At 74.7% G+C, this 12328-nt stretch carries 9 protein-coding genes; all 9 read right to left on the minus strand.

The genetic code is table 11. The features are described from left to right. Positions 1-42: 42 nt before the first annotated feature. Positions 43-669, minus strand: a complete 627-nt coding sequence (locus Sdi02f_RS14255; RefSeq protein WP_167458172.1) for a TetR/AcrR family transcriptional regulator — start codon at positions 667-669, stop codon at positions 43-45. After that, positions 645-1400, minus strand: a complete 756-nt coding sequence (locus Sdi02f_RS14260; protein WP_030399322.1) for an enoyl-CoA hydratase family protein — start codon at positions 1398-1400, stop codon at positions 645-647. The genes Sdi02f_RS14255 and Sdi02f_RS14260 overlap by 25 nt, the downstream gene beginning before the upstream one ends. Further along, positions 1397-2965, minus strand: a complete 1569-nt coding sequence (locus Sdi02f_RS14265; RefSeq protein WP_108933360.1) for a 4-coumarate--CoA ligase family protein — start codon at positions 2963-2965, stop codon at positions 1397-1399. Before Sdi02f_RS14265 ends, Sdi02f_RS14260 begins: the two co-directional genes overlap by 4 nt. A 28-nt stretch (positions 2966-2993) precedes the next feature. After that, positions 2994-4142, minus strand: a complete 1149-nt coding sequence (locus Sdi02f_RS14270; protein ID WP_108933361.1) for an acyl-CoA dehydrogenase family protein — start codon at positions 4140-4142, stop codon at positions 2994-2996. A gap of 81 nt (positions 4143-4223) precedes the next feature. Continuing rightward, on the minus strand, positions 4224-6077 hold the full coding sequence (locus Sdi02f_RS14275) for an acetyl/propionyl/methylcrotonyl-CoA carboxylase subunit alpha (RefSeq protein WP_108933362.1): 1854 nt from the start codon (positions 6075-6077) through the stop codon (positions 4224-4226). Positions 6078-6085: 8 nt separating this feature from the next. Next, entirely contained in the window at positions 6086-7684 is a 1599-nt protein-coding gene (locus tag Sdi02f_RS14280) for an acyl-CoA carboxylase subunit beta (RefSeq protein ID WP_108933363.1), read from the minus strand. Continuing rightward, positions 7681-9351: an acyclic terpene utilization AtuA family protein gene (locus tag Sdi02f_RS14285; protein WP_108933364.1), complete on the minus strand. Its 1671-nt coding sequence runs from the start codon at positions 9349-9351 to the stop codon at positions 7681-7683. The genes Sdi02f_RS14280 and Sdi02f_RS14285 overlap by 4 nt, the downstream gene beginning before the upstream one ends. Further along, positions 9348-10142 (minus strand): TIGR03084 family metal-binding protein, encoded by a 795-nt coding sequence (locus Sdi02f_RS14290; protein ID WP_108933365.1) that lies wholly within the window; start codon positions 10140-10142, stop codon positions 9348-9350. The genes Sdi02f_RS14285 and Sdi02f_RS14290 overlap by 4 nt, the downstream gene beginning before the upstream one ends. Before the next feature lie 129 nt (positions 10143-10271). Further along, positions 10272-12047, minus strand: coding sequence for a serine/threonine-protein kinase (locus Sdi02f_RS14295; protein WP_108933366.1), 1776 nt, complete (start codon positions 12045-12047; stop codon positions 10272-10274). Positions 12048-12328 lie beyond the last annotated feature (281 nt).

Raw genomic sequence — 12328 nt, forward strand, 5'->3', positions numbered from 1 at the left:
GCCACCGCGCCGCGGCCGGGTCCGCGGGCCGGGCCCGCCGCTTCAGTCCAGCGCCTGTTCCAGCAGGCGCGCCCACTGTTCCACCACCCGGTCCCGGCGTGCCGCGTCGTCGGTGAGGAGGTTGGCGAGGCCCAGGCCGCGGGCCATGTCGAGGAGGCCCTGGACGGTTTCGCGGGTGCCGGGGCGCCTTTCGTCGGCGCCGAGGAGGTCGACGGCGATGCGGTGGGTCTCGCGGCCGACGCGGGCCTCCAGCTCGGTGACCCGGCCGCGCAACTGCTCCTCGTTGGAGGCGGCCACCCACAGGTGCAGGGCGGCGCGGAAGAGCGGGCCGGTGTAGAGGTCGACGAGGGCGGCGACCACCGCGCGGCGGCCGGCCGCGGCCGCGCCCTCGGGGAAGAGGGCGCGCAGGGCGACGGAGCGTTCCTCGGCGACGTACTCCACGGCCGCGGTGAAGAGGTCCTCGCGGGTCGGGAAGTGGTGCTGGGCGGCGCCGCGGGAGACGCCGGCGTGTTCGGCGACGACGGAGACCGTGGAACCGGCCCAGCCGCGTTCGGCGAGGCAGGCCACGGCGGCTTCCAGGAGCCGCTGCCGGGTGGCCCGGCTGCGGTCCTGCTTGGGGACGCGCTCCGCGCGGTCGGCCGTGGTCACGGCGCCGCTGACACCACCCATTCCGGATCCCGTCGTTCGAGGAAGGCCGTCATCCCCTCGCGGGCCTGCGGGGAGGCGAACAGCCGGGCCGAGAGCGCGGTCAGGTCGGCCGCGTCCCGGTCGAAGGCCTCCAGCACCCTAGCCGTGAGCAGCCGTTTCGTCTCGGCCAGACCCTGCGGTGAGGCGCGGCGCACACCGTCGAGGACGGGGTGGAGCAGGGCGTCCACGTCGTCGCCCGCCGCCGTGACCAGGCCGATGCGGGCGGCTTCGGCGGCGTCGAAGCGTTCGCCGGTGAGGTAGTAGCGGGCGAGGGCGCGGGGGTCGGTGCGGGGCAGCAGGGTCAGGGAGATGACGGCGGGGGCCACGCCGATGCGGACCTCGGTGAAGGCGAACGTCGACCCGGTGGCCGCCGCCGCGACGTCGCAGGCGGCGACGAGGCCGAGGCCGCCCGCGCGGACGTGTCCGGCGACGCGGGCGATCACGGGTTTGGGCACCTCGGCGACCTGCCGGAGGAGGCCGACCAGGGCGTCCGGGTGGGGCGGGTCGCGCAGGTCGGCGCCCGCGCTGAAGGTGTTCCCGGTGTGGGCGAGGACGACGGCGCGCACGCCGGGGTCCTCACCCGCCTCGGTGAGGGCGGCGGCGAGGTCCCCGACGAGGGCGGCGGAGAGGGCGTTGCGGTTGTGGGGGGAGTCGAGGGTGAGGGTCTCGACGCCCCCCGCGCGCGTGCGGGCGACGTGGGCGGCCGGGGTCACTGCTGCTCCCTCAGTGCGCGGCGCAGGATCTTGCCGGAGGTGGCGCGGGGGACGGTGTCGACGAAGGTGACCTTGCGGACGCGTTTGTAGGGGGCGACGCGTTCGGCGACGTACATCATGATCTCGCCCTCCGCGAGGGCGGGTGCGGCCGGCCCGCGTACGACGAAGGCGTGCGGTGCTTCGTTGCCGTCGTCGTCGTACGCGCCGACGACGGCCGCGTCGGCGACGCCGGGGTGGGTGAGCAGGAGGGCCTCCAGTTCGGCGGGGGCCACCTGGAAGCCCTTGTACTTGATCAGTTCCTTGACGCGGTCGACGACGAACAGCCAGCCGTCGGTGTCCACGTGGCCGACGTCGCCGGTGTGCAGCCAGCCGTCCGCGTCGATCATCGCGGCGGTGGCGTCGGGGCGGCCGAGGTAGCCCTTCATGACCTGGGGGCCGCGGATGAGGATCTCCCCGGACTGGCCGGCGGGCAGGTCGGTGCCGGGCTCGGTGAGGGAGACGATGCGCATCTCGGTGCCCGCGATGAGCTTGCCGACGGTGCCGGGCGGGGCCTCGTTCATGGCGTCCAGGGGGACGACGTGGGTGCCCGGGGACAGTTCCGTCATGCCGTAGGCCTGGCCGACGGGCGGCAGGCCGAGCCGCTGCGAGCAGGCGGCGGCGAGTCGGGCGTCGAGGGGGGCGGCGGCGCTGACGACGTACTTCAGCGAGGAGAGGTCGTAGTCGGCGACCAGGGGGTGCTTGGCGAGGGCCAGGACGATCGGCGGGGCGACGTACAGGCCGGTGATGCGGTGGTTCTGGATGGCGGCGAGGAACTGCGCCAGGTCGAAGCGGGGCAGGACGACGACGGTGGCGCCGAGCCTGAGCGGGGCGTTCATGAGGGCGGTGAGGCCGTAGATGTGGAAGAACGGCAGGACGGCGAGGACGCGGTCGCCGGGTGTGGCGGGAACGGACGGTTCGAGCTGGGCGAGGTTGGTGGCGATCTGCCGGTGGGTGAGCATCACGCCCTTGGGGGTGCCGGTGGTGCCCGAGGAGTACGGCAGGGCGGCGACGTCCTCGGCCGGGTCGATCGCGACGGACGGTTCGGGGGCGGTCGAGGCCAGCATGTCGACGAGCGAGCGGTGGCCGGGCGCGCTGTCGCAGACCAGGATCTCCTGGACGCCGCCCGCGAGTGCGGCGGCGCGGCGGGCGGTGTCCAGCAGGGGTGAGACGGTGACGATCCAGCGGGCGGAGCAGTCCTGGAGCTGCTTGGCGAACTCCTCGGCCGTGGCGAGCGGGTGCACCGTGGTGACGGAGGCGCCCGCGCGGGTGGCGGCGTAGAAGGCCAGGGGGAAGGCGACGGTGTTGGGGCTGTGCAGGGCCAGGACGTCGCCCTTGCGCACGCCGGTCTCGGCGAGGGCGGCGGCCACCCGCCGGTGGAACCGGTCCACCTGCTCGTAGGTGAGGGTGGTGCCGTCGGTGCCGTCGATCAGCGCCGGTGCGTCCCCGAAGGCGGCGGCCCCGGCGAGCACGGCGTCGTGGATGGGCAGGTCGACGGGCGGGACGTCTGCGTACTCGCTGCGGAACACGGTTCCTCCAACGCGGACTGGTGGCGGCCTAGTAGGACTTGGGCAGGCCCAGGGTCTGGTGGGAGACGTAGTTGAGGATCATCTCCCGGCTCACGGGGGCGATACGGGCGACGCGCGAGGCCGTGATCAGGCGGCCGAGGCCGTACTCGCGGGTGAGGCCGTTGCCGCCGAGGGTGTGCACGGCCTGGTCGACGGCCTTCACGCAGGCTTCTCCGGCCGCGTACTTCGCCATGTTGGCGGCCTCGCCCGCGCCCGCGTCGTCGCCCGCGTCGTACAGGTGGGCCGCCTTCTGCATCATCAGGCGGGCGAGTTCGAGTTCGATGTGTGCCTGGGCGAGGGGGTGGGCGATGGCCTGGTGGGCGCCGATGGGGGTCTTCCAGACGGTGCGCTCGCGGGCGTAGTCCAGGGCGCGGGCAAGGGCGTGGCGGCCCATGCCGATGCCGAAGGCGGCGGTCATGACGCGCTCGGGGTTGAGTCCGGCGAAGAGTTGCAGGAGGCCCGCGTCCTCGTCGCCGACCAGGGCGTCGGCGGGCAGCCGTACGTCGTCGAGGGTCAGCTCGAACTGCCGCTCCACGGCGCTGAGTTCCATGTCGATGGGGCGGCGTTCGAAGCCGGGGGCGTCGCGCGGGACGATGAACAGGCAGGGCTTGAGCCTGCCGGTGCGGGCGTCCTCGGTGCGGCCGACGATCAGGGTGGCCTCGGCGATGTCGACGCCGGAGACGAAGACCTTGCGGCCGGTGAGGAGCCAGTCCCCGGTGGCCGCGTCGCGGCGGGCGGTGGTGGTGATGCGGTGGCTGTTGGATCCGGCGTCGGGTTCGGTGATGCCGAAGGCCATCAGGCGGGTGCCGTCGGCGAGGGGCGGGAGCCACTCGCGTTTCTGTTCCTCGGTGCCGAAGCGGGCGATGACGGTGCCGCAGATCGCCGGGGAGACGATCATCATGAGGAGGGGGTTGCCCGAGGCGCCCAGTTCTTCGAGGACGAGGGAGAGTTCGGTGATGCCGGCGCCGCCTCCGCCGTATGCCTCCGGCAGGTTGACGCCTATGTAGCCGAGCTTGGCGGCGGCCTGCCAGAGGCGTTTGTTGTCCTCGGCGTCGAGGGTGTGGGGCTGGGTCCTGGCGAAGGCCGCGACCGCTGCGCGGAGGGACTTGTGCTCTTCGGATTCGACGAGGGTGGTCACTGTGCTCCTTCGGGTGCCGGGTTCGTTGTGGTCTTTCGCGCCCACGCGGCGGAGCCGCGTGGTCCCTGCGGCTCCGCGCCCCTAGGCCGCCTGCACCACCGCCAGCACGGAGCCGACCGTCACTTGCTGCCCCGGTACGGCGTTCAGCTCGGCCAGTGTTCCCGTGGCCGGAGCCGTGATCCTGTGCTCCATCTTCATGGCCTCCAGCCACAGCAGCGGCTGGCCCTCCTGGACGGTCGCGCCCTCCGTGAGGCCCTCCGCGACGCGGACGACGGTGCCCGGCATGGGGGCCAGGAGGGAGCCGGGGGCGTGGTGGGTGGTGGGGTCGGGGAAGCGGGGGAGGGCGGTGAGGGTGGTGGTGTTGACGTGGACGCGGTCGCCGTAGCGGGCGACGTCGAAGCGGCGCTGGACGCCGTCCGTCTCGAGGACGACCCGCTCGGCGTCGGCGTGGACGACACGGACGCCCTCGGCGGTGAGGCCGGTCCGGGTGTGCGTGTAGTGGACCTCGTGCTCCTCCCCCGCCATCGCGTACCGCTTGACCTGGGGTTGTGAGGGCAGGTTGCGCCAGCCGCCGAAGCGGCCGGTGCGGGTGCTCGCGTCGGCCAGGGCGGCGGCCAGGGGGGCGAGGGGGTCGGGGGCGGGCCGGGTCAGGGCGGCGAGGTGGCGGTCGTAGAAGCCGGTGTCCATGCGGCCGGAGGTGAACTCCTCGTGGCGCAGGGAGCGGACGAGCAGGTCGCGGTTGGTGACCGGGCCGTGGACGGCCGTCCGTTCCAGGGCCCCGGCGAGCCGGCGGACGGCTTCGGCGCGGGTGGGCGCGTGGGCGACGGCCTTGGCGAGCATCGGGTCGTAGTGGACGCCGATGTCGTCGCCGTCGGTGTAGCCGGTGTCCAGGCGGATGCCGTCGGGCACGGCGAGGCGGTGCAGGCGGCCGGTCTGCGGGGCCCAGCCGTTCGCCGGGTCCTCGGCGTACAGGCGGGCCTCGACGGCGTGGCCGTGCGGGTGCGGCGGATCGGCGTCGAGGGCGTGGCCCTCGGCGATCCGGAGCTGGAGGGCGACGAGGTCGATGCCGAAGACGGCTTCCGTGACGGGGTGTTCGACCTGGAGGCGGGTGTTCATCTCCAGGAAGTGCGCCGTGCCGCCGGCGACGAGGAACTCGACGGTCCCGGCACCGACGTAGTCGACGGCGCGGGCTGCGCGTACGGCGAGCCGGTGGAGTTCGGCGGTCAGTTCGGGGGTGAGACCGGGTGCCGGGGCCTCCTCGATCACCTTCTGGTGGCGGCGCTGGAGGGAGCAGTCGCGGGTGCCCAGCGCCCACACGGTGCCGTGGCTGTCGGCGAGGATCTGCACCTCGACGTGGCGGCCGCCCGCGTCCCCGCCGAGGTATCGCTCGACGAAGACCTCGCCGTCGCCGAAGGCGCTCGCGGCCTCCGCGCGGGCGGCGGCCAGCGCGGCGTCGAGGTCGGCGAGGCGGCGTACGACGCGCATGCCGCGTCCGCCGCCGCCCGCCGCCGCCTTCACGAGCACCGGCAGGTCGGCCTCGGTGACGTCGGTGAGGGGCGCGATGCCCATCAGTTCCTTGGCGCGGGTCTTGGACGCCATCGCCTCGATGGCCTCGGGCGGCGGCCCGACCCACACCAGGCCCGCGTCCCGGACGGCGCGGGCGAAGTCGGCGTTCTCGGACAGGAAGCCGTAGCCGGGGTGGACGGCGTCGGCGCCGGCGGCGACGGCGGCCTTCACGATCAGGTCGCCGCGCAGGTAGGTGTCGGCGGGCGACGCGCCCGGCAGGCGGACGGCGACGTCGGCCATGCGCGTGTGCAGGGCGTTCTCGTCGGCGTCCGAGTGCACGGCGACGGTGCGGATGCCCGCGTCGCGGCAGGTGCGGAAGACGCGGCAGGCGATCTCGCCCCGGTTGGCGGCCAGTACGGAAGCAATCACGTGGTTCCTCACATCCGGAAGACGCCGAAGCCGCCGCGCGCGCCCTCGTAGGGGGCGGTGTGGATCGCGGACAGGCACAGGCCGAGGACGGTGCGGGTGTCGCGGGGGTCGATGACGCCGTCGTCGTAGAGCCGCCCGGACAGGAACATGGGCAGCGACTCGGACTCGATCTGCTGCTCCACCATGGCGCGCAGGGCGGCGTCGCCCTCGTCGTCGTACGGCTGTCCCTTCGCGGCGGCCGACTGGCGGGCGACGATGGACAGGACGCCGGCGAGCTGCTGCGGGCCCATGACGGCGGACTTGGCGCTGGGCCAGGCGAAGAGGAAGCGGGGGTCGTAGGCGCGGCCGCACATGCCGTAGTGACCGGCGCCGTAGGAGGCGCCCAGGAGGACGGACAGGTGGGGGACGCGGGAGTTGGAGACCGCGTTGATCATCATGGCGCCGTGCTTGATGATGCCGCCCTGCTCGTACTCCTTGCCGACCATGTAGCCGGTGGTGTTGTGGAGGAAGAGCAGCGGGATGTCGCGCTGGTTGGCGAGCTGGATGAACTGCGCGGCCTTCTGCGACTCCTCGCTGAACAGGACCCCTTGGGCGTTGGCGAGGATGCCGACCGGGTAGCCGTGCAGGGTGGCCCAGCCGGTGGTCAGGCTCGTCCCGTACAGGGGCTTGAAGGCGTCGAAGTCGGAGGCGTCGACGATCCGGGCGATCACCTCGCACGGGTCGAAGGGTGTCCTGAGGTCGTCCGGGACGATGCCGAGGAGCTCCTCGGGGTCGTACTTGGGCGGCTCGGCGAGGGGCGGATCGGCGTACGCCTTGCGGTGGTTGAGCCGGGCGACGACCCGGCGGGCCCGGCGCAGGGCGTCCGGTTCGTCGACGGCGAAGTGGTCGGCGAGGCCGGAGGTGCGGGCGTGCATCTCGGCGCCGCCGAGCGACTCGTCGTCGCTCTCCTCGCCGGTGGCCATCTTGACCAGCGGCGGGCCGCCGAGGAACACCTTGGCGCGCTCCTTGACCATGATCACGTGGTCGGACATGCCGGGGATGTAGGCGCCCCCCGCGGTCGAGTTGCCGAAGACGACGGCGATGGTGGGGATGCCCGCCGCGGACAGCCGGGTGAGGTCGCGGAAGATGGCGCCGCCCGGGACGAAGATCTCCTTCTGGGAGGGCAGGTCGGCGCCGCCGGACTCGACGAGGCTGATGCAGGGCAGCCGGTTGGCGAGGGCGATGTCGTTGGCGCGCAGGGCCTTCTTCAGCGACCAGGGGTTGCTGGCGCCGCCGCGCACGGTGGGGTCGTTGGCGGTGATCAGGCACTCGACGCCCTCGACGACGCCGATGCCGGTGACCAGGGATGCGCCGACCGCGTACTCGCTCCCCCAGGCGGCGAGCGGGGACAGCTCCAGGAAGGGGGTGTCCGGGTCGAGGAGCAGCTCGATGCGCTCGCGGGCGAGGAGCTTGCCGCGCCCCCGGTGCCGGGCGACGTACTTCTCGCCGCCGCCCGCGAGGGCCTTGGCGTGTTCGGCGTCCAGGTCGGCCAGTTTGGCGAGCATCGCCTCGCGGTGGGCGCGGTGGTCGGGGGCGGCCGGGTCGACGACGGTGGGCAGGACCGTCACAGCAGTACCTCCGGGATGTCCAGGTGGCGGGCGCGCAGCCACTCGCCGAGCGCCTTGGCCTGCGGGTCGAAACGGGCCTGCGCGGCGACGCCCTCGCCGAGCAGGGACTCGACGACGAAGTTGAGGGCGCGCAGGTTCGGCAGCACGTGCCGGGTGACGGGCAGGTCGCGGGCCTCCGGGATCAGCTCGCGGAACCGGTCGGCGGTCAGCTCGTGCGCGAGCCAGCGCCAGGCGTCGTCGGTCCGCGCCCACACGCCGACGTTGGCGTCGCCGCCCTTGTCGCCGCTGCGGGCGCCGGCGACGCGTCCGAGCGGGGCCCGGCGGACCGGGCCGGGCGGCAGGGGCTCGGGCAGGGGCGGTTCCGGTACGGGGGCGAGTACGGCCGTGTGCGGGGCGGGTGCGACGGTCGTCCGTCGCCCGTCGGGGAGGACGGCGACGTGCTCGACGGTCTCCCGGGGGACGTGGCGGGCTTCGAAGACCCCGTAGGGCGCGCCCTTCCCGGGAGGCGCGAGCACGTGGAAGCCGGGGTAGCCGGCGAGGGCGAGTTCGATCGCGGCGCCGCTCAGCGCCCGCCCCACGGCCTCCTGGCCGGCGTCGCGGACGACGAGCCGCAGCAGGGCGCTGGCGGTCTCCTCGGTCGGGGCGTCGGGCCGGTCGGTGCGGACCAGCTCCCAGCGGACGTCGGCGATCTTGCCGAGCACGGGCTCCATCTGCTCCCGCACCAGCGCGGCCTTGGCCTCGACGTCGAGGCCGGTGAGCACGAAGGCGACTTCGTTGCGGAAGCCGCCGAGGCGGTTGAGGCCGACCTTGAGGGTGGGTGGCGGTGCCTCGCCGCGCACGCCCTCGACGCGGACGCGGTCGGGCCCGTCCTGGGCGAGCCGTACGGTGTCGAGCCGGGCGGTGACGTCGGGTCCGGCGTAGCGGGCGCCGCCCGTCTCGTAGAGCAGCTGGGCGGTGACGGTGCCGGTGTCGACGAAGCCGCCGGTGCCGTCGTGCTTGGTGAGGACGCAGGTGCCGTCGGCGTGCAGTTCGGCGAGCGGGAAACCGGGGCGCCGTACGTCGCCGTCCTGGAAGAAGGCGTAGTTGCCGCCGGTGACCTGGGCCCCGCACTCCAGCAGGTGCCCGGCGACGACCGCGCCCGCGAGCCGGTCGTACTCCGTCGGCCCCCAGCCGAAGTGCGCGGCGGCGGGCCCGGTGACCAGCGCGGCGTCGGTGACGCGGCCCGTGACGACGACGTCGGCGCCGGCCCGCAGACACGCGGCGATGCCGAAGCCGCCGAGGTAGGCGTGCGCGGCCAGGGCGCCCGGGTGGGCGGCGGTGAGGTCGTCGCCCTCGACGTGCGCGACCCGGACGGGGACGCCGAGCCGCCCGGCCAGCGCCCGTACGGCGTCGGCGAGTCCGGCGGGGTTGAGCCCTCCGGCGTTGGCGACGATCCTGACACCTCGCTCGTGGGCCAGACCGAGGCACTCCTCCAGTTGCCGCAGGCAGGTGCGGGCGTATCCGGCGCCGGGGTCCTTCAGCCGGTCGCGGCCCAGGATGAGCATGGTCAGCTCGGCGAGGTAGTCGCCGGTGAGGACGTCCAGGGGGCCGCCGGTGAGCATCTCCCGCAGGGCGGAGAAACGGTCGCCGTAGAAGCCGGAGGCGTTGCCGACGCGGAGCACGCTCACCGGGCCTCCCCCCGCGGCGGGCGTCCGGCTCCGGGCGGTCCGGCGAAGGCCTGGGCGAGGTCCAGCCAGCGGTCGGCGTCCGGGCCCTCGGCGGTGAGGGCGAGGTCGGCGCGGTGGGCGCGCTGGGTGACCAGCAGGCAGAAGTCCGGCGCGGGGCCGGTGACGCGCTGCGGGGCGTCCTCGGGGCCGTACGTCCACAGGTCGCCGCCGGGGCCGGTGAGTTCGACGCGGAACGGCTCGGCGGGCGGGGTGAGTCCCTGGGCGGCGTGGGCGAAGTCCCGGGTGCGGACGCCGAGGCGGGCGACGTGGCGCAGGCGGTCGGTGGGCGGGCGGGACACGCCGAGCGCCGCCGCGACGTCCAGGCCGTGGGCCCAGGTCTCCATCAGGCGGGCGGTGGCCATGGACGCGGTGGCCATCGGCGGCCCGTACCAGGGGAAGCGCGCACCGGGGGCGGCGGCGCGCAGGGCCCCGTCGAGGGCGGTACGGCCCTCCCGCCAGGCGGCCAGCAGCTCGGCGGGGGGCTGCTCGGCGCCCTCCTCGGCGGCGTCGTCGACGTACCGGTCGGGCGCGGCGAGGGCCTGTTCGATCAGCGCCCCGAACCCGTCCTCGTCGGTGACGGCGACCAGGGCGGCGCGGTCGGTCCAGTGCAGGTGCGCGATCTGGTGGGCGATCGTCCAGCCGGGCGCCGGGGTGGCCAGCCGCCACTCCTCCGGGCTCAACTTGGCCACCAGCGCGTCGAGTTCCTCGCTCTCCTCGCGCAGGTCGTCGATCACGGGCGTCGGGTCGGACACGGGTCGCTCCCCTCGGGCACGGCGGCGTGCGGCGCGGTGTGGGGAGGAGCATGGCAGGGGCGGGGAGAACAATCAAGCACGCTTGCATGATTTTCGGAAGCGACGGGAGGAGCGGCTGTGCGGGGTGGCTCAGTCCCTTTTCGCCGGCCAGACGGTCGTGTCCACGGTGACGAAGGCGGAGTCCGGCATGGCGGTCGACTTCACCTGGACGACGAGCAACGCGATGTCCCCGTTGTCGCGCCTGACGCAGATCTCCTGGCCGGCGGATGCGGCGGCCAGGGGAAGACGATGGGACGGCTCCCGTCCGGCGGTCATCCGGCGGCACTCCTCATAGGTGGCGCCCGGGTCACCGAACAGCATCATGAAGACGCTGGAGTCGCTCTCCAGGGCACAGCTCGCGTTCGCGCAGTCGAACCGGATGTCCCCCTTGCGGTCCTCGCGCATCGTGCCTTCGGAGAGGCTGATCGAGTTGTCACCGTTCACCAGCAGTCCGCCGTAGGCGTGGGCCCGAGGCGTCGCCGTCCCGGCGGCGGAGCCGTCGGAGCCTTCGGCGGACGCGCCGGCCTCCGCGCCGGCACCCGACACCGCCTCCCCGGCCCCCGCCGATCCCCCCGCCGCCGGACGCGGCGTGCCGGACGCGGAGTCGGGTGCCGGTGCGGACGCCGAGGCGGAGGCCGAGGCGGACGCCGACGCGTCGCGGGCCCGGTCGAGGCCCCGTCCCGCCGCGTCGAGGAGGGCCGACCCCGCCGCGATCACCAGGCCGCACGCGACGACGGCGGCGGCCGACACCAGGACGGCGCGTCTTCTGCGGCGCTTCCGCTCCTCCGGCCCGTCCGGCCGCCGCGGCACGAGCGGCCCGCCCGGTCCGGCACTCGGCCAGGGCACGGGGACGGGTCCCTGCGGGACGGTCCCCTGCGGAGCGGTCCACGGCGCCGTGTGCGGCGCGGTCCGCCCGGGGGCCGCGACCGGAGCCGCGAGGGTCGCCGGTCCGGTGGCCGCGACCGGCGGCGGAACCGTCACCGGCGGCCCGGCGATCTCCCGCCACACGGCCTGGCCCGCCGCTTCCCCGGCGTCGTCCCGGCCCAGTTCCCGGCGGCACCACTCGACGATCTCCGCCGGGGTGGCCCGGTCCAAGGGGTCGGCGGCCAGGCACCGGCCGAGCACGTCGCGCAGGCGCTCGGGCAGCTCCGACAGGTCGGGCTGGGAGTGGACGATCCGGTAGAGCACGGTGGCGGCCGGGCCGTCGCCGTACAGCGGCCTGCCCAGTGCCGCGTAGGCGGCCGTCTGCCCGAGGGAGAACATGTCGGTGGCCGCCGTGACGGCACCCCCGGTGGCCTGTTCGGGGGCCATGTACTGGGGCGTCCCGATGGTGGTGCCCGTGGCGGTGTGCGCGGTGCTGTCGGCGGCGAGCGAGATGCCGAAGTCGATGACCCGCGGTCCGTCGGCGGCCAGCAGCACGTTCGCGGGCTTGAGGTCCCGGTGCACGATCCCCGCGCCGTGGATGGCCTGCAGCGCCTCGGCGACCCCGGCCATCAGCCACAGCACCGCGGGTACCGGCAGGGGTCCGCCGCGGGCGACGGCGTCCGACAGGGCGGGGCCGGGCACGTACAGCGTGGCCAGCCAGGGCGGGGTGGCGTCGGGGTCGGCGTCGATCAGCTCGGCGGTGTAGGCGCCCTTGACCTTCCGGGCCGCCTTGATCTCCCGGCCGAAACGCCGCCGGAAGGTCTGGTCGTCGGCCAGTTCCGACCGTACGACCTTGAGGGCCACGGGCCGGCCGCCCCGGGTGTGCGACAGGTAGACCCGCCCCATGCCGCCCGCTCCGAGCCGGGCCGCGAGACGGTAACCGGCCACGGTGCGCGGGTCGTCGTCCTGCAAGGGCTGGAAGACCTCGGCCGGGTGATTCATCGGTTCCCTCCCCGTGATCCCGATGAGCTGACCAGGTGCGCAGCCTATGCGTTGCGACGGCCGCCCGGCTCGGGCGGGGTGACCGGGACGCCGGGGGCCGCTCCCCCGCGGCCGGCGGTCGTCCGGCCGTCAGGGCGGCGAGTTCGGCGTTGGCGCGCTCGGTGACCAGCGCGAGGACACGGCCGGTGGCGGCCGGGTCCTCCGCGGGGATCCCGCCCCGGATGCGCGCGGTGACGGGCGCGGTCGCCGCGGCGAGGGCGGCGATCAGCTCCCGCCCGTCG

Source organism: Streptomyces ardesiacus, assembly GCF_003112575.1.
GTDB lineage: Bacteria > Actinomycetota > Actinomycetes > Streptomycetales > Streptomycetaceae > Streptomyces > Streptomyces ardesiacus.